This is a genomic window from Xanthomonas sp. D-36-1, from assembly GCF_017746155.1.
Lineage (GTDB): Bacteria > Pseudomonadota > Gammaproteobacteria > Xanthomonadales > Xanthomonadaceae > Xanthomonas > Xanthomonas cissicola.
On record NZ_JAGHWR010000008.1, the window covers coordinates 30,155 to 49,979 of the forward strand.

Sequence of the window (19,825 nt, forward strand, 5' to 3'; positions counted from 1 at the left end):
CAGCGAGAAACAACAGCGCAACCACCAGGCGGGCGCGGCCGGTGCCCGGATCGGGATGTACCGCTTGTACATCGCGGTGAGTGCCCCGGCCACGCCCGCCTGACCATCGCTCGCGACGGTTTATTCGCCACGCTCAGGCCCTGCGGCGCAGGCGCAAACCGAACAGCAGGTCATACAGGATCGGAATCAGGCCCAGCGTCACCAGCGTGCCCAACGCCAGCCCACCGATCATGGTGATGGCCATGCCCGTCCATAGCGGGCCGGCAAACAGCATCAGCGGCACCAGGCCAACGATGCAGGTGAGCTTGGTCATGACGATCGGGCGCAGCCGTTTGACCGCGGCAGCCACCACCGCTTCGCGGCGCGGCAGGCCATCGGCAAGTTCGGCTTCGATGCGCTCCAGCAGCAACACCGCGTTGTTGACGATGATGCCGGCCAGCGCCAGCAAGCCGAAGGTCGCCATGAAGCCGAACGGGTAGCCGGTAATCACCAGCGCCAGGGCCGCACCGATCAATACGAACGGCACCGCCGACAGCACGATGAACAATTTGCGGAACGAGTTGAACTGCCATACGAACAGCAACAGGATCGCGCCCAGCGCATGCGGCATGTAGTGCAGCAAGGCCTGATTGGCTTCGGCCGAATCTTCCAGCTCGCCACCAATCTCCACCCGGTAGCCGGCCGGCAGCTTGAGCGCGGCAATCGGCGCGGACAGCCGCTCGACGATCTCGGTCGCGGTCAGCTGCGGGTTGCGTGCGGTCACGGTGATGGCACGGCTGAGGTTGCGCCGCTGGATCGCCGACGGCTCGCTGTCGCGCAGCACCGTGGCGACCGCCGCCAACGGTACCGGTGCGCCGCCTGCCTGCGGGTACACCAACGTATCGGCCGGATTGCCGTTGGCGGCACGCTCGTCGGTGCTGCCGCGCACGACGACCGGCACACCGGTGCCATCGTCGCGGATCAACGTGGCGTCCACACCGCTGTAGCGCCCCTGCAACGCCTGCGCAATGTCTTCGCTGCTGACACCGGCGCGGCGGGCCTTGAGCTGGTCCACCCGCACCACATAGCGCGGAATGCGCGCCTGCCAATCGTCCTGCACGTCCACGGTGCCCGGCACGGCCCGCAAGGCCCTGGCAATCGCAGCAGCGCTGCTGCGCAGGACCGCCTCATCCGGCCCCACCACGCGATACACCGCCATCCCGGCTTCGGTGGCGCCCAGCGAAAAGCGTTTGGGTTCGGCGCGCAGCGCGGGGAAGTGGCTGCGCACATGCGAGCGCACCCGTGCGATCACCGCATCGATGTCGGTCCCCGGCCGCACGCTGACCGTGAAGTACGCCTGGTTGGCCGCCGGCAGCGGCGGGTTCAGGCCCAGCACGATGCGCGGTCCGCCATCGGCAACATACCCGATGCTGTCCACCACCTCGGGGTTGGCGTGGCGGTCGCCCAACCAGCGGCTGAGTTCACTCACCGTGCGCAGGGTCTGGCGAGAATCGCTGCCGGCCTGCAATGTCACCGGCATCTGGAACTGCAGGCGGTCGGACTTGGGCAGGAAGTCGTATGGAATGGACACCAGCACGGTGACCGCCACCGCCAGCATCGCCGTCATCGCACCGATGAACAGCACCTTGTGCTGCAGCACGCGTTCGATCACACGACGGTAGCCGCGATAGAACCGCGATTCGGCTGCATCGCTGGTCTTGGCGACATGCACCTTGGCGAAGTACATGCACAGCAGCGGCGTCACCGTGATGCTCAGCAACCACGACCCCAGCAGCGTCACGCCAAGCACGGTGGCCAGCGAGCGCAGATATTCATTGGTGCTGGTCTGGCCGAAGAAGAACGGCGAGAACGCCAGCACGATGACCAACGACGAGGTCAGCAAGGGTATCGCCAACGTCCGGCCTGCATCAATGCAGGCCTGGCGGCGTTCCTCGCCGGCCACCAGACGTCGCTCGATGTCTTCGGCAATCACGATGCCGTTGTCCACCAACAAGCCCAGCGCAAGAATAATGGCGGCAATGGAAACCGTTTGCAGCTCCACGTTCAGCACACGCATGACGATCAGCGAGGCGAAGATGGTCAACGGCACGATCGCGCCGACGATCAACCCGGTGCGCCAGCCCAGAAACAGCATCACCACCGCCATGACGATGACGATGGTCTCGCCCATGACGTGATGCATCTTGCCCATCTCGCGCTCGACCACATCGGCCTGGAAGCTCACCACGTGCTGGGTGAAGCCGGCAGGCAGCTCGTGTGCGGTGTCGTCGAGCTTGGCGCGCAGCGCCTTGCCGAAGTCGGCGACATTGGTGCCGGGTTGCATCGAGACCGAGACCACCACCGCCGGCTGGCCCTGGTAAACGGCCGCACTTTGCGGTGGGTCGGCCGGCATGACCTGCACCTGTGCCAGCTCGCCCAGGGTCACTTCGCGGGCCCCGCCGGCAGGCGCGCCGGGCACGCTCAGCAGGACGCCGCGCAACTGCTCGGGCGTGCGGATTTCGCCGGACGTGGCCACGGTCAGCGCCAGCCCGGACACCGCGACCTGCCCACCGGAACCCACCACATTCTGCGCGCGCAACTGCGCCATCACGACGGACGGCGTCAAGCCACTCGCCAGCAACCGCGCACGGTCAAACGACACATACACCGATTCGTCCTGCAGGCCATATAACTTCACCTGCTCCACGCCGGGCAAGGCGTACAGCTGCTCGCGCATGCGCCGCAACGGGCCGCGCATTTCGCTCATCGAAAAGCCCGGTGCGGTCACCGCGATCGACGCCACCGACACGCGCCCGAAGTCGTCGTCGACAAATGGGCCAAGGGTGCCGGCGGGCAATTGTGCGCCGGCCTCTGCGGCCTTGGCGCGCACGCGCTGCCAGAGCGCCGGCAGATCCTGCACATCGTCATAGGCGGTCAGCTGCACGATCGCGCTGCCCGGATGCACCGTGGTGACGATGCGCTTGATGCCGGCCAGCTCGCGCAAGCGCTCCTCCACCGGACGCGCCAGCAGGTTTTCCACCTGCTCGCTGGGCATGCCCGGATAGGCCACCGACACCAGCGTGTCGCGCACGGTCACCGACGGTTCTTCCTGCGATGGGAAGCCGAGAAACGCCACGATGCCGCCGATCAGGATCATCGCTGCCGCAAACAACGTCAGGCGGCTCGAGCGCATCGCCATCTGGGTCAGCTTCATGGCGTGCGACCTCCGCTCAGCTGCGTCTGTGCCTGCAGTGGCGTCACCGGCTGGCCGTTCACCAAGAAGCCCACTCCGGCGCTCACCACCTGCTCGCCTGCACGCAGCCCGCGCAGAATCTGCACACGCTCGCCGACGATCGTTCCCAGGTCGACCGTGCGTTCGATCACAGCCCGCTTTGCCGGCTGGTAAACGAACACGCTGGCCTGTTGCCGGTTGAGCCGGGGCAATACCGCCGACAACGGCACACTCGGCGTGGAAGCGGCAGGCGTCGGCAGCGTCAGCATCACGCTGTCGCCGCTGCGCAGCGAAGGCGCGCCGGCGAGCGGTTCCAGCAAGGCCTGTACCGTCGTGGCATTGTCCAGGCGGCTGGAAAGACTGCGCAGACGCAGGTCGACCGGTGCGTCGCCCGCATCGACCACGCGGGCATGCACGGTTTGGCCCGGCACCAGACCGGCACCGGCAGTTGCCGGCAGCGTGGCGACCAGCTGCACATGGCCTTGCCCTTCCACCTGCAGCACCGTCTGCCCTGCCGCCACATCGGTCTGCGGTTGTTGCAGGCGCGCCACCACGCTGCCATCGAAGGGCGCGCGGAGCTCGCCCAAACGAGTGCCGCGGCGCGCCATGGCCAGGTCGGCCCTGGCCACCTGCAGCTGCGCAGCGGCCGCATCTGCCGCTGCACGCGCGGCAGTCAAGGTGGCGTTGGAACTGGCACCGTCATCGAACATTGCCTGTTGCTGGCGCAATTGCAGTTGCCGTTCGCCAGACTGCGCCAGCGCCGCGCGCACGTTGGCATCGGCCTGCTGTTCGCGCAGGCGCAGCGGTTCATCGTCCAGGCGAGCCAGCAGTTGCCCGCGTGTCACCCGGTCGCCGACATCCACCAGCACGGCGGACAGGCGGCCTGCCCCTTCGAACCCAAGTTCGGCGCGTTGCTCCTGCCGCACCAGCGCCGGCACCTGCAACGGGTTATCGCTACCGCCGCCGAAGCGCTCCAGCTTCACCGCGCGCGGCGTCTCGGTGGCCGGCGCATCCGGCCCGCTGCATGCGGCCAGTCCCAGCAGCAACGTGCCGCACACCAGGCCGCGATAAAACATCGTCATCATTCGATCCCCCGGTTCATGCCGCTCAGCGGCTGTAGGTCAGTGCGAGATTGCCGCTGACCACGCTGCGGCGTGCCACCAGTGGGCTGTCTTCGGCGTTGTCCAGGTAGCGCGTTCCGGTGACCCCCAACGTGGTGGCCCAGTGGTCGCCCAGCGAGTGCGTCCAACTGCCACCTACCGCGGCGGCATACGCACCGGAGCCGGCATTGAAGGCCGTAAAGCGGGTGCGCGCGGCTTGCGCATCGGTGACGCCGGAGTAGGCCTGATTGAAGCGGCGGTCGCCGCCATGCACGTTCAGATCCAGGGTGACCGTGTCGTTGGCGCTATGCAGCAGGGTGAACTCCATCCCGGCGCGATAGCGGTTGCGGCGCGCAGCATCCTTGAGCGTGAATTCCGCCTCCGCATTGACGTTCATGTAAGGCGTCACTTGCTGCATCACCAGCGTGCGCGCCGTCACCGAGCCAGGCACATCGCCCATGCCGGCCAGTAGGCGCGAGCCCGGCCGCCAGTTGCTGTCGCTTTGCAGCCGTCCCAGGTCGTAATACAGCGATTGCGATATGTAGAAGCCGGACTTGCTCTGGAACTGCAGGCCGCCGCCGCGGGAAGTGTCGAAGAACAGCACGCCGCGCTGCACCACCAGCACCGGGTTGAATTGCACGCGCGCGCGCTCGGCGCCGGCATACTCGGGCGTGGCCACCGCTGCGGCGCCGGCCGTGATTTCAGTGCGGTCTCCCAGCAGGCGCGAACTCCCGGTCAGATCGGTTTGTGCGTGCGCGATGCATGGAAGGGCGCTCATGCACGCAAGGACGCCGGCGCGAACGGCATGGGTGGCACGCTGGCGATTGAAGGACGATACGTTCATCGAAGGTCTCCGTCGGAAGTCAGGAAGCGGTGGGCAGGCGCACGCCATAGAACGCCTGAAACAGCGCGATACGGCTCAGCACGCGTTGGCGTGCGGTATCCAGGTAATCGAGTTCGGTTTGAGCGAGGCGGGTCCGCTCGGCCAGCAGCGCGCTGCGGTCTTCCAGACCGGCATCCACGCGTTCATGCATTCGAGCAAGACGCAGTTGCTCGCGTTCGACCTGCTCGCGCGAGCGCGGTTCAGCCTGCGACAAGGTGGCGTGGGCGTCGAGCGCGTTAGCGACCTCGCGAAATGCAGACTCGATCGCCTGCTCGTAAGCGGCGACATCGGCACGTTCGCGTACGTGCGCCAGATCCAGATTGGCGCGATTGCGGCCGCCATCGAACAACGGCAGGTTCAGTTGCGGCATGAAGCTCCACACGCCGTGGCCCGCAGAAAACAAGCCGTTCAATCCGTCGCTGGCCGTACCCACGCTGCTGCTCAAGGTGATCGACGGAAAAAACGCCGCGCGCGCCGCGCCGATGTCGGCTTTGGCCGCGCGCAACTCCAGCTCGGCCTGCTGGATGTCCGGGCGTTGCAGCAGCAGCGACGAATCCAGCGCGCGCCACGCACCGGCAGGCGTATCAGCGGCGATCAGACCCTGCAGATCGCCGGGTACCGGAGTGCTGTCGTAGCCGGCCAGCAACTGCAGCGCACGCACCGCCGCAGCGTGGTTGTCGTTGCCCTGCAGGGCCGCCACATGGGCCTGGTCGGCCTGTCGCCGCTGCGCATCGCGCTCATCGCGCGCAATCAGCCCTACCTGATATTGCCGCTCGGCAACGGCAAGCAACGCAGCGCTGTCGGCATCCAGCGATTGCAGCTGTTGCAGCGCCTGCGCCGTGGTGCGCTCGGCGGTGTAGGCGCGCAGCACCTCTGCAATCAGGGCGCCACGCGCCGCGTCGCGGCCATAGGTGCTGGCCAGGTAGCGCTGGCGTGCGGCCTCGGACATCGCCTGCAGCTTGCCGAAAAAGTCCACTTCGAAATTGCCGATCCCCGCATTGGCGATCACCAGATCCTGCTGGTACCGCGCATCCAGCGTCGGGTTGTCGAAATGTTGCCGCAGCTGCTGTGCGCCGACGGCGAGCGTCGGCAGGCGCGACGCCTGCGCAATGCCGTACTGCGCACGCGCCTGTTCTACCTGCAACGCCGCACGGCGGAAATCGCCGTTGTGCGCCAAGGCGCGTTCGACCAGGGGCCGTAGGTCGCGGTCTGACGCGAAGGCCTGCAGGAATGCGCGCTCTTGCTCGTTCAGAGCGACGGCGGGGGTCGCATTGGCGTCGGGCTCACCGGATGCCGGTGGGGATGCAGCCTGCGGGCTGCCGAAGGTGGCCGGCACGCTGACCACCGGGCGCTGGTAGGCCGGCGTCAGCGAGCAGCCAGCCGACAGCACCGCACTGACGGCAACCAGGCACACGCAAGACCAACGATGCGGAATATTTTGTGAAATCATGATGTCGGAGCACAGAGCCAATCTCGACCGACATCCTCGACCCGCAGCGTCCAGGTTGTTTTCGGGAATTATCCAGATTTGATCGAGACGACAAGGCAACACGCATGACAGGCAAAAAGGTTCTGCTGGTGGAAGACGACAGCGATAGCGCCAGCATTCTGGAGGCCTATCTCCGCCGCGACGGCTTCGATGTGGCGGTGGCCGGCGATGGCGAACGCGCCATCCAGCTGCACCGGCAATGGGCACCGGATCTGGTGCTGCTGGACGTGATGCTGCCCAAGCTCAGCGGCATCGAGGTGCTGTCGACGATCCGCCGCGCCGGCGACACGCCGGTGATCATGGTCACCGCCATTGGCGATGAGCCGGAAAAGCTCGGCGCCCTGCGCTACGGCGCCGACGATTACGTGGTCAAGCCGTACAGCCCCAAGGAGGTGGTGGCGCGCGTGCATGCCGTGCTACGCCGGAGCGTGGCGGTGCGCGCGCCAGGCGAGCCATTGCAGCACGGTCGGCTGAGCGTGGATCCGGCCGCCGTGGTCGCCAGCGTGCAACACGAAAACGGCGACAGCGTGGCGCTGGATCTGACGCCGACCGAATTCAACCTGCTCGCGCTGCTGCTCAAGACCCCATTCAAGGCCTTTACGCGCAGCGAACTGCTCGACGCCTGCCTGCCCGACAGCGATGCATTGGAACGGGTGGTGGACTCACACATCCACAACCTGCGCCGCAAACTCGAAGTGCATGGCATCACCGGTGTACTGGTCACCGTGCGTGCAGTGGGATATCGCTTTCAATGAAGGTGCTGCGGCGGTTTCATGCCTGGCGCAACCAGGCGCCCCTATGGTGGTGGGTCGGACTGCGCATGAGCGCGCTGGCGGTGGTGACCATGATGGTCATCGCGTTCGGCATGTGGTGCTATTTCAATCTGCGCTACAGCCTGATCCTGAGCAATGTGCCGGCCGAGCCGCGTGCGGAGATTTCCCAGCTGATCGAGCAGCCCAGGGCCAACCAGGCCCGCCTGTGGGAGCTGTTCCAGCGCTATTACGACATCGAAAATTTCCTGCCCGGGCTGGCCAATCCGGACTGGTGGATGCTGGGCGCCATGATGACCATCTCGGTGCCGGTCATCCTGTTCTGCGGCCTGCTCGCGTCGCGGCCGCTGTCGCGGCAATTTTCGCAGGTGGCTTTCGCGGCGCACCGGGTCAGCGATGGCGATTTCGGCGCACGCGCGCAAGTGGTGCGCGGCGCGCCGGACGAGCTCACTGCCCTGGCCGACGACTTCAATACGATGAGCGGCAGGCTGCAGCAGTACGAGCGCGAATTACGCGACTCCAGCGCGATGCTTGCGCATGAATTACGCACCCCGCTCAATGCCGCGATGGGACGCGTGCAAGGCATGCTGGATGACGTCTTCCCGCGCGAGCCGGAGCAATTGCGGCTGGTGCATCGCCAGCTGGAGCAGATCAATCGCCTGATCGGCGACTTGCACCTGGTGTCGCTGGCGCGTGCCGGCCAGCTGGTGCTGGAGCCGGAAAGCGTCGAGCTGCGGGAGCTCGTCGCCGAGCGCATCGAATGGGCGGGGCCGGCGCTGCGCGAGGCGCAGATGACCATCCACTACCCCACGCATCCGGCGCTGCGCCTGCATGCCGACCGGCACCGGCTGGGCCAGGTGCTGTCGATCCTGATCAATAACGCGTTGCGCTACGCCGCAGCCGGCAAGCTGCTGGAGATCGAGGTGCGTCGCGACGGCACCGGCGTGCAGCTTACCGTCGGCGACCGCGGGCCCGGAGTGGCGCCTGCGCAATTGCCGCACCTGCTGGACCGCTTCTGGCGCGCCGACAGCTCGCGCGCACGGCATTCCGGCGGCAGTGGCCTGGGCCTGGCGATCGCCTCGGCCATCTGTCAGGCGCACGATGGCCAACTGGTCGTCAGCAATCGCCCCGGCGGTGGCCTGCTGGCCAGCGTGCAGTTACCGCTGGGGCGTTGACGCAACGCCGGCCACGCACACGCCGGCGCAACTGCCCGCACCTGCGGGCAATTGCGTAACCGATCACCGCGATTGCAGGCTCGGCACCGCGTCGCTCACGTGGGCGTGGCGGCGCATGATCCAGTTGAACAACGGCGTGGCCATCAGCGTGGACAGGATCGCCATCAGCACCAGCACCGAGAACAGGCCCTGTTCGATCACACCCGCCTGCAAGCCGATGTTGATGATGATCAGCTCCATCAATCCGCGTGCATTCATCAGCGAACCGATCGCCATCGCGTCGCGGTTGTTCTCGCCGGTCGCACGCGCCGCGGCCCAGCAGGCCACGCCCTTGCCGATGAACGATGCGGCCAGGATCGCCACGCCGGCCAGCATGATCTGCGGCTGCAGCAACACGCTGAGCTGTGTTTTCAAGCCCGAATAGGTGAAGAACATCGGCAGCAACAACACCACGACGAACGGCTGCAGCATCTCGCGCAGCTTCTCGGTCAATGCGCCCCTGGGCAGGCAGACACCGAGCAGGAAACCGCCGAACACTGCATGGATGCCGATCGCATCCATCGCCCAGGCGCTGGTGCAGAACAGGATCAGCACGACCGCCAAGACGCTGTTGCTCAGCGGCTGGCCGGGCACCACATGATCGGCCAGCCGCTTGAGCAGATGCCGGCCGACGAAAATCATGAAGACCGCATAGCCGATGCCGCCGCCGATGGCCAGGTAGGCACCGCCCCAACTGCCGCCGAAACTGGCCAGCACCACGGCCAGAATGCACCACGCTGCGGCATCGTCGAACGCGCCAGCGGTCAGCGCCAAGGTGCCCAACGGGCTATTGGTCAGACCGCGTTCGTGGATGATGCGCGCCAGCATCGGAAAGGCGGTGATCGCGATCGCCGCGCCCAGGAACAGCGACGCTTCGGTCAGCTTGGCCCTTTCCGAAAACAGCCCCTCCACGTTGATCAGCCACGGGCACATGGCGAACGCCAGCAGGAACGGCACCGCGATGCCGGCCATCGACACGCTCATGGCGCTGCGATAGCGCGCGCGAAAGTGGTCGCCGCGGAAATCGGTGCCGACCAGGAACATGTACAGGCCCACGCCGAACTGCGCGAACACATACAGCACGTCCAAGGTCTGTTTGGGGAACAACGCCGCTTGCGCGCCCGGCGCCAGCAAACCGAACAACGAGGGCCCCAGCATCACGCCGGCAATCATTTCGCCCACCACCTGCGGTTGCCCGAGGCGCTTGGCCAGCATGCCGACCAGCCGGCATACCAACAAGATCGCAGCAGCCTGCAAGAAGAAGTACACCGACATCTGCGGAGTGGTCATGCGTGCGGCAACATCCCTGAAAAGTGCGCAGATCGTAACCGGAGCTGCTGCACTTCGATAGCGTGCGGCTGCCGTGGCGATCTGAGCCCATCTGCGCGCTTGGGCCCGCCAGGCGCAGCGCAGAGGTGATCCGCGCTTGCCTGCATCATTTGCCCGCGGCGGTCGGCGTCGGCACCGGCGTCAGCACCAGGTCCTGAAAATCGAAGCTGAAATCGGTCAGCGGCGAAATCGGCTCCATGCGCATCTCGCGCACCGCGCCATCCGGGGTCAGCGCAAAATTGACGAAGGCATCTGCATTCAAGGAGCGGTCGTCCCAGCGCACGATGAAACTGTCGTGCTGCCAATGCTCCAGCGTGCCCACCAACTGGGCGGTCTTGGCGAACTGCAGGCGCAGCCGCTTGCCGTCCTGGACAATCGCCACATCGCCGTACCAGGGGTCGCGATAGGTGACCGCGTAACTGCGCAGCGGCAACGACGGCGTCGAACGTGCCGCGCGAGCGTCCTGGTGCTTGTTCCAACTCGCGTCCGCATCGCGATCGGCCTTCTCCACCAGCTTGGCGTAAGCGGCGGTCCAATCGGTGGACGGCACCTGCAAGAACGCATCCAGCACCTGGAAGGTCACCGCGTTGAACGCAGCGCCCACCTCCTGATTGGTCAACACCACCACACCCAGCTTCTGATCCGGCAGCAGCGTCAGGCGCGATACCATGCCGGGCCAGCCGCCGGTGTGCCAGACCATGCGATGGCCGCGGTAATCGCTCAGGCTCCAGCCTTCACCGTAGCCGGCGAAGTTCGGCCGCGCCGCGGCAAGCTCGGGTACCTGCACCTCGCCGATCGGAATCGGCGTGATCATCGACCACATTTCCTGCTGACGCTTGGCGCTGAACAGCGGTCTGCCATCGGGCAGGATGCCGCCGGCCAGTTGCACGTTCATCCACAGCGCCATGTCGTGCACGCTGGAATAGATGCCGCCGGCGCCGGAGTTGTTGGACCAGGTCAGCGGCGCCACCGTGCGCAGCTCGGTAAAGTCGTACTTGGCGTGCCCGACTGCGGCGCGATCGCCGGGCTGCAGATGGTCGGCGTTGAAGCGCGTGCCGCGCATGCCCACCGGGTCGAAGATGCGTTGCTGCAGAAATGCCGCGTAACTCTGCCCGGATACCTGCTCGATCACCTTCTGGGCGACTGCGTACAGGATGTTGTCATACGCATAGCGGTCGCGAAAACCGCCCTTCAGCGGCACCTTGGCCAGGCGCTGCACGACTTCTTCAGTGGTGTAGCTGGTGCTGGGCCAGAACAATAGATCGCCTGCGCCCAGGCTCAGACCGCTGCGGTGCGCCAGCAGATCGCGGATGCGCATCTGCCCGCTCACATACGGGTCGGACATGCGAAACCACGGCAAATGGTCGATGACCTTGTCATCGAGCGAGAGTTTGCCTTCATCGGCCAGGATCGACAGCGATGCGGCAGTGAACGCCTTGGTATTGGAGGCAATCGCAAACAACGTGTCGGCCTGCACCGGCGCGGGCTTGCCGGTCTCGCGCACGCCGTAGCCGCGCTCCAGCACCACCTGGCCGTCCTTGACGATGGCCACCGCAATACCGGGCACGTCGAACTGTTTGCGCACGCGTTCCATCTGCGCATCGAACTGCTGCATGCCGGCGGGGAGTTCGGCCGCGTGCGTCGTCGTCACCAAGCTTGCCACCATCAGCACGCCCCCACTCAGCCATCGGTTCAAGGTCACTGCATCACCTTCAGGTTGTTGGTCAGATCGATCCGCCGGCGCCATCCAGCGCCAACGGTTGCGGCGCCACCAGCACGCCATTGGCATCGGCGTACAGCCAATGGCCCGGAACGAAGGGGACGCCAGCAAAGTTCACCGGCACATCCACATCGCCCAGATCGCGTCGCTCGGTGCGGCGCGGACACGCCGCCAGCGCCAGCACCCCCAGCGGCAACGTGGCAAGCATCTCGACATCGCGCACGCAGCCGTGAATCAGCACGCCGGCCCAGCCGTTCGCCACCGCGTTGGCCGCGATCTGGTCGCCCAGCAGGGCATGCTTCAGCGAGCCCTGCCCGTCCACCACCAGCACGCGGCCGTCGCCCGGCGTGGCGGCCAGCTCGCGCACCCGCGAGTTGTCTTCGAAACAGCGCACCGTGACCATCGGTCCGGCGAATGCCGTGCGCCCGCCGAAGTGGCGGAACAGCGGCTCGGCGATTGTCGCTTCGGGGTAGCGGTCACACAGATCAGGCGTGGTCCAGGTCATCGGGGCGATCTCGCGCGGCAGAGCTGGCATGGTAGCCGGCTGTGGCGGCGCGCGGGCGATGGCTGACCAATGACCAATAACCAATGACCGATACCCGATGTCCGATAACGCGACACGCAGTCACGCACGCGCAGCGAAGCTGCGCGCACGCGGACAACGCTGCGTTCGCCGTTTCATGATGGTCGCTGCAAGGCAGTCGTCATACGGCGCTTGCCGGGCATGGGCCTGCCAATACGCTGCTGCGCTAGCGTCCAGGGCATCGGCGTAAGGTGAGCACTGCGAAAGCGCCGAACAGCGGCATCGAGACGCGTCACGCAGCCGACGCGGCTTGCCGGCAGCTGCGCCGTTGGCGTCTTGCGCAGCCCACCTCGAGCAGTTTGCAACGCCAACGCGGCAGACCGGCGCAGGAGCAACGCCCCCAGGCGCGACGACAGCCAGACTGCCATGCCACGATGCGCCGTGCAGGCTCAACCATTGCACCGCGCAACGGCGCCCCGGTGGCAACCGCACGTTCTCATCACGCCACGCGCGCCACGGCTATGATCGGCCGGCGCGCGTTGCATCCACTGAAGCATCCGCAATGGCGCACGACCTCGCCAGCGAGTATCCATGCAATGACCGATCTGTTCGCTTCCGCCCCGCCAGCCCTCGAAGGCATCCATATCGGCATTGGTGGCTGGGTCTATGCGCCGTGGCGCGCGGGCATGTTCTACCCGGAAGGGCTGGTGCAGCGAAGCGAGCTGGAATACGCAAGCCGCCACGTCACCGCCATCGAGATCAACGGAACCTATTACGGCACGCAGAAGCCGGCCACCTACGCAAAGTGGCGCGATGACGTGCCGCCCGGCTTCGTATTCTCGGCCAAGGCGCCGCGCCGCATTACCCAGTCGCGCAAGCTGGCTGGCACCAAGGCGCAGGTGGAAGACTTCATCGGCGGCATTGTCGAGCTCGGCGATACCCTTGGGCCGGTGGTGTGGCAGTTCGAACAAGGGCACCGGCTGCAGGCCGACGATCTGGACGCGTTTTTGTCGTTGCTGCCCAAGCGTGCAGGCACGCGTGCGCTGCGCCATGTGCTGGAGATCCGCGACCACGATGCGGTGGATGCCTCGCTGCTCGCACTGGTACGCGGCCATGGCGTGGCCACGGTAGTCACCGATTCGGATGAGCACCCCTCGTTCGCCGATCTCTCCACTGATTTCGTCTATGCGCGTTTGATGCGCAGCCAGGCGCGCCTGACTGCGGGGTATCCGGCGCCGGCACTGGCGCGCTGGGCAGAGCGCGTCCAGGCCTGGCGTCGTGGCGAAGACCCGGCGGACCTGCCGCACGTGGATGCATTGGCAGCGCCGACACGGCAGCTGCGCGAGGTCTTCGTGTTTTTCATCAGTGCGGCGAAAGAACGCAACCCGGCGGCGGCGATGGCGCTGTTGAAAGAATTGTCGGCGCGTTAGAGCAGCTCGCAACGCGACTGCGCAGCGGCGATGCGGGCACCGCCGGCACTTCGGAACCGGCAGGTCCGCGCGTGCGCTCGGAGTCTGCATGCTGCATCCACAGCCATCTGACGACGGCTTGCCGTTTTATCAGCTGCTCTTGGTCCGCGCATGCAACCGGCGATGATCGATGCGGCCGTCTCTGGAGCGCAGCGTGGATCGCTGAGGTGCAGCGATCGATCGCTGCGCGAGGCGGTGCATCGCTCGCCGGCCATCTTGCCGTGATGCAAGTCGGTCGATGGCTGGCGGGTCGCGCGATGACGGCTCGACAGCTGGTCGGCCATTCCCTCGCCCCGCCGCTGCACAGGGGCGCCGCCGCCCTCGCAGCGCAACATCACGCAGTTTTCGGCGACAATGGCGCATGCCCACGACCGACCTGCGCAAGGCGCAACTGCACATCCACTTCTGCGTCCTGCTTTGGGGCATCACCGCGATCCTGGGCAAGCTGATCACGCTGCAGGCATTGCCGCTGGTGTGGTGGCGCATGTTGATCGTGGTGGTGGCACTGGCCTTGTGGCCACGCGTGTGGCGCGGGCTGCGCGGCTTGTCCGGGCGTGTGGTGCTGGGCTATTGCGGCATCGGCGCGCTGGTGGCCTTGCACTGGCTCACCTTCTACGGCGCGATCAAGCTGGCCAATGCGTCGGTGGCGGCGACCTGTATCGCACTGGCGCCGGTTTTCACGGCAGTGATCGAGCCATTGGTCACGCATCGCCCGTTCCGTCCGCGCGAGTTGTTGTTCGGGCTGGCCGTGTTGCCCGGCGTGGCGCTGGTCGTTGGCGGGGTGCCGGACGGCATGCGGGCCGGCGTGGTGGTAGGCGCGATTTCGGCGGTGTTCGTCGGTCTATTTGGCTCGCTCAACAAGCGCATGGTGGCGCATGCCGACCCGCTCACCGTCACCGCGCTGGAACTGGGCGCCGGAACCCTGACCCTGACCCTGCTTGCACCGGCGATGCCGCTGCTGCTGCCGGCGTTGCATGGCGATCTGCTGGTCGTGCCCAGCCTGCACGATGGCGCGTTGCTGCTGGCGTTATCGCTGGCCTGCACCTTGCTGCCCTTCGCGCTGGCACTGGTGGCGTTGCGGCATCTCAGCGCCTATTCGGTGCAACTGGTGACCAATCTCGAACCGGTCTACGCCATCGTGCTGGCGATCGCGCTGCTGGGCGAACAACGCGAGCTGACCCTGCAGTTCTATCTCGGCGTGGCGATCATTCTCGGCGCGGTATTCCTGCATCCGGTCCTGGAGCGTCGGCGGACGGTTGCGCACCCGGAATTGCTCGGCACAGCCGAGGCGAAGAATATCGTCGACTGATTGCACGGCGCTGCAAGACCAACGCTTCTCCACAGCGACCGCTGCGTTGAAGCACGCTGACGTTCAAGCCGCATCCGCGGCGTCAGCATCCCGGTGCGCAGCGATCGAGGTTCCAGGCGCCTGCCAGGCCATCTGCATCGGCGAGCGCGCAACCACGCCCACCCCTACTCCAGCGCAACCACCTGATCGCGCCCGCCGCGTTTGGCCGCATACAGGGCCTGGTCGGCGCGCTTGATCACCGCCTCCACGCTTTCCTGCGGGTACAAGGTCGCCACACCGATACTCACCGTCACCGGCAGCGCGATCGTCATTGCCGCCACGCTCTGGCGCAGGTATTCGCATTGCACGCGTGCCTGCAGCAGATCCGCATTGGGAAGCAGCAACACGAATTCCTCGCCGCCATAACGGGCGATGGTGCCGGCACCGGCCATATGCGCACGCAGCAGTGTAGACAGCTCGCGCAGCACTGCATCGCCCTGATCGTGCCCATGCACATCGTTGACGGTCTTGAAATGGTCCACATCCAGCAGCGCGACCGACAGCGGCTGGCCCACCGCGCGCGTCTGTTCGGTGGCCGCCGCCAATGCCACCGCGAACGCGCGCCGGTTGGGCAGGCCGGTCAACGGATCGGTGCGGGTCTGTTCGACCAGGTCGGCGTTCAACGCATCCATCTGCGCGTAATAGCCGGCCATCTGCTGTTCGTATCACTCGCGCTCATGCAACTGCTGGCGCAACTGCCTGCCGGCCAGCCGCAACTCAAGCAGCTGCGAGGCCTGCCGCGACAATGCCTGCAAGGCCTCGCGCTGGCCTTGACGCAGATGCGCCGGGGCCTGGTCGAACACGCACAGCGAGCCCAGCGCCATGCCCTGGCTGGTCACCAGCGGCGCGCCGGCGTAGAAGCGCACCCCACCGCTGCCGACCACCATCGGGTTATCGTGGAAGCGTGGGTCCAGCAAGGTGTCGTCCACCGTCAGCACTTCGTCCGGGCGCAGGATCGCGTGCGCGCAGAACGAGATATCGCGCGGTGCTTCGCTGCGCGGCGCACCGTGCGCAGACTTGAACCATTGCCGGTCTTCGTCCACCAGCACCACCGCCGCCATCTGCGTCTCGCACAGCGTGGAGGCAATCATGGTCAGGTCGTCGAATGCCCGTTCGGCCGGCGAATCCAGCACGTCGTACTGGCGCAGCGCGGCCAGCCGCTCGGCCTCGTTGCTCGGCAATTCCGGTTTGATCACTGCCGCCCCCTGGCTGTTATCTGTAAAAGTATGCCGGAGCCCAGCCAGTGCCACCATCGGGCGGGCCCCCACTGTGCAACACCGCAAGCACCGCCCTGGCCGGCATCGGATGTTTCCAAGCGTGACCCATCTAGCGGGCGCAAACACCCAGCACGGGGTTGCGCGTGTGACGCGGCAGAACGGCACTGCAGCGCGGACAGGTGCCATGCCCAAAACGCCGGCTGCGCTGGCCTAACAGCGATGCAGTCGGCCCGGCACAGGCGCTTACCAGTCGGTGCGTTGCGGCAGCAGGCCGCGCAATTCCGCATCGCTGAGGTTGCGCCACTGCCCCGGCTTGAGCGCAGCCAGCTTGATGTTGTCGATGCGCACCCGGCGCAGTTGGGTCACCCGGTAGCCGAACTCGGCAGCCATCAGGCGAATCTGTCGATTCAGGCCCTGCTCCAGCACGATGCGGAAGCCGAATTTGGCAATGCGCGCGGTGCGGCACGGCAGCGTGGTTTCGTTGTGGATGCGCACGCCGCGCGCCATGCCGCGCAGGAATTCGTCGGTGACCGGCTTGTTGACCGCGACCAGATATTCCTTCTGGTGGCGATTTTCCGCGCGCAGGATCTCGTTGACGATGTTGCCGTTGCTGGTCATCAGGATCAGCCCTTCGGAGTCCTTGTCGAGCCGGCCGATCGGGAAGATGCGCTGCTCGTGACCGACGAATTCGACGATATTGCCCTTGACCGAACTCTCGGTGGTGCAGGTGATGCCCACCGGTTTGTTGAGCGCGATGTAGACGTGCTTGCGACCACCGAGCCTCTTGGCCTCGCGTATGCGTAGCGGCTGGCCATCCACCAGCACGGTGTCTTCCTCGCCGACCACCGCGCCGGTGCCGGCGGGCATGCCATTGACGGTGACCCTGCGTTCGCCGATCAGGCGATCGGCCTCGCGGCGTGAGCAGAAGCCGGTTTCGGCGATGTATTTGTTGAGTCGGATCGTCATCTGCCAATTATCGGCGATTTAGAGCAGCCAACAAAACTACCGTGCAGCCGCCAGAGGCGTGTACACGCAGCACCGGCATGGCACTGCGGGAAGTCGCCTGGGTCAAGCGCGCTTATCCGGAGACGGCCACCAGCTGCGGCGTGTGCAACAGCTCTTCCAGCGGGCATGGACGATGCAGGCTGAAACCCTGCACCTGGCCCACACCGGCTTCGCGCAGCCCGGGGATGTCGGCCTCCGATTCCACGCCTTCGGCGACCACCTCGATGCCCAGCGCCAGCCCGACCTGGGCGATCGAATGCACCGCCGCGCGATCCACCGCATCGTGCGCATAGTTGCGGACGAAGCCGCAATCGATCTTCAACACGTCCACGGTGAATTGCTTGAGATAGCCGAACGAGGCCAGGCCGCTGCCGAAATCGTCCAGCGCCACATGACAGCCGCACGCGCGCACGCTCTGCACGAAACGCTGCGCGTGTTCCAAATCGCCGATGACCGCGGTTTCGGTGATCTCCATGCACAGCTTCGGCACCAGTGCCGGGTAGCGCTCGAACAGGGCGCAGACGACGTCGAGAAAATCCGGTTGCGCGATCGACTGCGCAGACAGATTGACGTGGCACAGGTCCAGCGTCGCCACATGCATCGGGTTGGCCGACAACTGCGCGCACAGCGCTTCCAGCACATAGGTATCGACCATGCGCCCCAAGCCGTAACGCTCCACGGCCGGCAAGAATTCACCCGGACTCAGCACCCGTCCGTCGCTGGCGCGCATGCGCACCAGCACCTCGTACTGCAGGCGTCCCGGGTCGTTCAGCACCTGGATCTTCTGCGCATACAATAGCAAACGCTCTTCGGCGATCGCCTGTTGCACCGCACTGATCCAGCCACCATCGTGGCGGCGCTGCGCCAGCGCCAGATCGTTTTCGTTGAAGCAGCGAATGCGGTTGCGCCCTTCTTCCTTGGCTGCATGACAGGCCAGATCGGCGGCGGTCATCAAGGCATTGAGGTCGCTGACGCCCTGGCGAATCTCCACCACGCCAAAACTGCAACTGGGCGTCAGCGGTCGCCCGCCTTGATGGCTCCACGGTTGCCCGAGTGCGCCATGCATGCGTTCCAGCACGATCTGCGCCTGCGCCAGATCGGTATTGGCCAACAGGATGGCGAACTCGTCGCCGCCCAGGCGCCCCAACCAATCACCGGAACGCAGCTGCATGGTGATCACATCGGCGAAGTGGCACAGGAATCTGTCGCCGACCGCATGCCCGAAGGTGTCGTTGACCAGCTTGAAATGATCCAGGTCGACAAAGCACAGCGCATGGCACATCTGCGGTGATTGCGGCAGTTCGATCAGGCGCAGCAGCCGGCGTTCGATTTCATGCCGGTTGATCAACCCGGTCATCGCATCGTGGCGCGCATGGAAGGCCACTTCGTCGGCCAGCTCGTGCGCGTGCGAGACATCTTCGATCACCGCGAGCACCAGGGTCGGCTCTTCCGGCCCCGGCTCGACGAACGACGCGCTCCAGCGGCCCCACATCACCCCGCCGTCGGCACGCACGAAGCGCAACTCGCCGGACTGCAGCAGCTTGGGCCAATCGAGCATGCCGCGGCTGTCCAGCTTGATGTCTTCCGGATGCATCACCTCGGCCAGCGTGCAGGCCTGCAGCTCCTCGGGCCGGTAGAGCAGCACATTGGCCATCGACGCGTTCGCATCCAGCACGTTGCCGCGCAGATCGAACTTGACCATGCCCAGCGCCGCCTGCTGAAACGCGGTGCGGAAGCGACCTTCGTGCGACAGCAGATAATCGCGGATGCGCCGCATCGCCAGTACGCAGGTGATCAAGACCAGCAGCAAGGTGGCCAGGCTGCAGACCACCATCACATCGTGCAGCAGCCGCGCGCAGCGGGTCAGGTACGACAGGAAGTCGGAGGCGTCGCGGCGCATGCGGCCGTCCAGCAGATGCAGTTCATCGCGCAGTGCCTGCAGCGCACGCGGGTCGGGCCGGTTGGCGGCCTGCACCGAAGCGGCACGGTCGGCCAGGTCGCTCAGTTGCAGGATGCCGGCGTCGGTGCGCTTCCACAGCGCGATGGCGTCGCCGAGATACGGAATTTGGTGCCCGTAGCGATACAACCGCACCATTTGCGGCATGTCTTGATGTGCATTACGCCCGGCGCCCAGACCGGCGTAGACCGCATCCCAATCGATCACCGGTTGTTCGATTGCCAAGCGTGCGGCACGGTCGCCCAGCGGCACTTCCAGCGCGCGGCAGGCGGCCTGCAGATCGGCCGTATCGCCGCTGCCCAGGTAGCGCTCCATCCAGTACACCGATTCTTGCTGGGCGTTGGACCAATGGTTTTGGCCGACGATCCAGGCGGTAGCGCCGGACTGGACTTCGATCACCAGCGCCGACACCACCGTCATGCAGACGGCGATACCGATCAACAGCGCCAGAGGAAGCGTCAGCCAGCCACGCACCAGATGCATGGTTTGCCCACCGCCCTTGCCGCGTATTGCCTGCGCCATCGCCGTCCGTCCTTCGCCCCAGTGCGATTCAGGCGCCCAGTGGGCGCCTGAAGGCAGTAACGGCCGAG

The 19,825-nt window shown here is 66.0% G+C and carries 13 protein-coding genes and 1 pseudogene; 4 read left to right on the forward strand and 10 right to left on the reverse strand.

The genetic code is table 11. The annotated features are described in order from the left end of the window. Nucleotides 1-133: 133 nt before the first annotated feature. Genes J7367_RS02800 through J7367_RS02815 form a run of 4 tightly spaced genes read right to left on the reverse strand, consistent with a single transcriptional unit; the run spans nt 134 to nt 6,644 of the window. Nucleotides 134-3,193 (reverse strand): efflux RND transporter permease subunit, encoded by a 3,060-nt coding sequence (locus J7367_RS02800; RefSeq protein WP_057659884.1) that lies wholly within the window; start codon nt 3,191-3,193, stop codon nt 134-136. Further along, nucleotides 3,190-4,296 carry an efflux RND transporter periplasmic adaptor subunit gene (locus tag J7367_RS02805; RefSeq protein WP_057659887.1) on the reverse strand — a complete coding sequence of 369 codons (1,107 nt, stop codon included), beginning with the start codon at nt 4,294-4,296 and terminating at the stop codon, nt 3,190-3,192. Before J7367_RS02805 ends, J7367_RS02800 begins: the two co-directional genes overlap by 4 nt. 22 nt (nt 4,297-4,318) lie before the next feature. Further along, on the reverse strand, nt 4,319-5,155 hold the full coding sequence (locus tag J7367_RS02810; protein ID WP_057659889.1) for a MipA/OmpV family protein: 837 nt from the start codon (nt 5,153-5,155) through the stop codon (nt 4,319-4,321). A 19-nt stretch (nt 5,156-5,174) separates the two neighbouring features. Then, nucleotides 5,175-6,644 (reverse strand): efflux transporter outer membrane subunit, encoded by a 1,470-nt coding sequence (locus J7367_RS02815; RefSeq protein ID WP_057659892.1) that lies wholly within the window; start codon nt 6,642-6,644, stop codon nt 5,175-5,177. A 104-nt stretch (nt 6,645-6,748) separates the two neighbouring features. On the opposite strand from J7367_RS02815, the gene J7367_RS02820 reads away from it, so the two are divergent. Next, nucleotides 6,749-7,438: a response regulator gene (locus J7367_RS02820; RefSeq protein ID WP_005912893.1), complete on the forward strand. Its 690-nt coding sequence runs from the start codon at nt 6,749-6,751 to the stop codon at nt 7,436-7,438. Continuing rightward, the gene (locus tag J7367_RS02825; RefSeq protein WP_057659894.1) at nt 7,435-8,628 is read left to right on the forward strand and encodes an ATP-binding protein; all 1,194 of its coding nucleotides are present in this window, start codon (nt 7,435-7,437) and stop codon (nt 8,626-8,628) included. Before J7367_RS02820 ends, J7367_RS02825 begins: the two co-directional genes overlap by 4 nt. 63 nt (nt 8,629-8,691) lie before the next feature. On the opposite strand, the gene J7367_RS02830 is transcribed toward J7367_RS02825, so the two are convergent. The 3 genes from J7367_RS02830 to rraA form a co-directional block, all read right to left on the reverse strand. Beyond that, nucleotides 8,692-9,957 carry a cation:proton antiporter gene (locus J7367_RS02830; protein WP_007963979.1) on the reverse strand — a complete coding sequence of 422 codons (1,266 nt, stop codon included), beginning with the start codon at nt 9,955-9,957 and terminating at the stop codon, nt 8,692-8,694. Between the two features lie 145 nt (nt 9,958-10,102). Further along, nucleotides 10,103-11,779 (reverse strand): serine hydrolase, encoded by a 1,677-nt coding sequence (locus J7367_RS02835; protein ID WP_057659896.1) that lies wholly within the window; start codon nt 11,777-11,779, stop codon nt 10,103-10,105. Next, nucleotides 11,721-12,221 (reverse strand): ribonuclease E activity regulator RraA, encoded by a 501-nt coding sequence (gene rraA, locus J7367_RS02840; RefSeq protein WP_007963982.1) that lies wholly within the window; start codon nt 12,219-12,221, stop codon nt 11,721-11,723. The genes J7367_RS02835 and rraA overlap by 59 nt, the downstream gene beginning before the upstream one ends. Nucleotides 12,222-12,835: 614 nt before the next feature. Here rraA and J7367_RS02845 point away from each other — a divergent pair. Continuing rightward, nucleotides 12,836-13,669 carry a DUF72 domain-containing protein gene (locus tag J7367_RS02845; protein WP_057659978.1) on the forward strand — a complete coding sequence of 278 codons (834 nt, stop codon included), beginning with the start codon at nt 12,836-12,838 and terminating at the stop codon, nt 13,667-13,669. A gap of 400 nt (nt 13,670-14,069) precedes the next feature. Next, a complete protein-coding gene (locus J7367_RS02850; protein ID WP_007971847.1) occupies nt 14,070-15,017 on the forward strand; it encodes a DMT family transporter in 948 nt (315 codons plus the stop codon). Nucleotides 15,018-15,181: 164 nt separating this feature from the next. Here the strand turns inward: J7367_RS02850 and J7367_RS02855 are convergent. The 3 genes and pseudogenes from J7367_RS02855 to J7367_RS02865 form a co-directional block, all read right to left on the reverse strand. After that, nucleotides 15,182-16,309, reverse strand: a pseudogene (locus tag J7367_RS02855) (sensor domain-containing diguanylate cyclase). Between the two features lie 207 nt (nt 16,310-16,516). Continuing rightward, complete coding sequence (locus J7367_RS02860; protein WP_057659898.1) at nt 16,517-17,239, reverse strand: pseudouridine synthase; 723 nt, start codon at nt 17,237-17,239, stop codon at nt 16,517-16,519. A 112-nt stretch (nt 17,240-17,351) separates the two neighbouring features. Continuing rightward, nucleotides 17,352-19,757 carry an EAL domain-containing protein gene (locus J7367_RS02865; RefSeq protein WP_057659900.1) on the reverse strand — a complete coding sequence of 802 codons (2,406 nt, stop codon included), beginning with the start codon at nt 19,755-19,757 and terminating at the stop codon, nt 17,352-17,354. Between the last annotated feature and the right edge of the window lie 68 nt (nt 19,758-19,825).

Coding starts and splice junctions, on each gene's coding strand:
- J7367_RS02800 (WP_057659884.1), bottom strand. CDS start 3,193: ATGAAGCTGACCCAGATGGCGATGCGCTCGAGCCGCCTGACGTTGTTT.
- J7367_RS02805 (WP_057659887.1), bottom strand. CDS start 4,296: ATGATGACGATGTTTTATCGCGGCCTGGTGTGCGGCACGTTGCTGCTG.
- J7367_RS02810 (WP_057659889.1), bottom strand. CDS start 5,155: ATGAACGTATCGTCCTTCAATCGCCAGCGTGCCACCCATGCCGTTCGC.
- J7367_RS02815 (WP_057659892.1), bottom strand. CDS start 6,644: ATGATTTCACAAAATATTCCGCATCGTTGGTCTTGCGTGTGCCTGGTT.
- J7367_RS02820 (WP_005912893.1), top strand. CDS start 6,749: ATGACAGGCAAAAAGGTTCTGCTGGTGGAAGACGACAGCGATAGCGCC.
- J7367_RS02825 (WP_057659894.1), top strand. CDS start 7,435: ATGAAGGTGCTGCGGCGGTTTCATGCCTGGCGCAACCAGGCGCCCCTA.
- J7367_RS02830 (WP_007963979.1), bottom strand. CDS start 9,957: ATGACCACTCCGCAGATGTCGGTGTACTTCTTCTTGCAGGCTGCTGCG.
- J7367_RS02835 (WP_057659896.1), bottom strand. CDS start 11,779: ATGGCGTGCTGGTGGCGCCGCAACCGTTGGCGCTGGATGGCGCCGGCG.
- rraA (WP_007963982.1), bottom strand. CDS start 12,221: ATGACCTGGACCACGCCTGATCTGTGTGACCGCTACCCCGAAGCGACA.
- J7367_RS02845 (WP_057659978.1), top strand. CDS start 12,836: ATGACCGATCTGTTCGCTTCCGCCCCGCCAGCCCTCGAAGGCATCCAT.
- J7367_RS02850 (WP_007971847.1), top strand. CDS start 14,070: ATGCCCACGACCGACCTGCGCAAGGCGCAACTGCACATCCACTTCTGC.
- J7367_RS02860 (WP_057659898.1), bottom strand. CDS start 17,239: ATGACGATCCGACTCAACAAATACATCGCCGAAACCGGCTTCTGCTCA.
- J7367_RS02865 (WP_057659900.1), bottom strand. CDS start 19,757: ATGGCGCAGGCAATACGCGGCAAGGGCGGTGGGCAAACCATGCATCTG.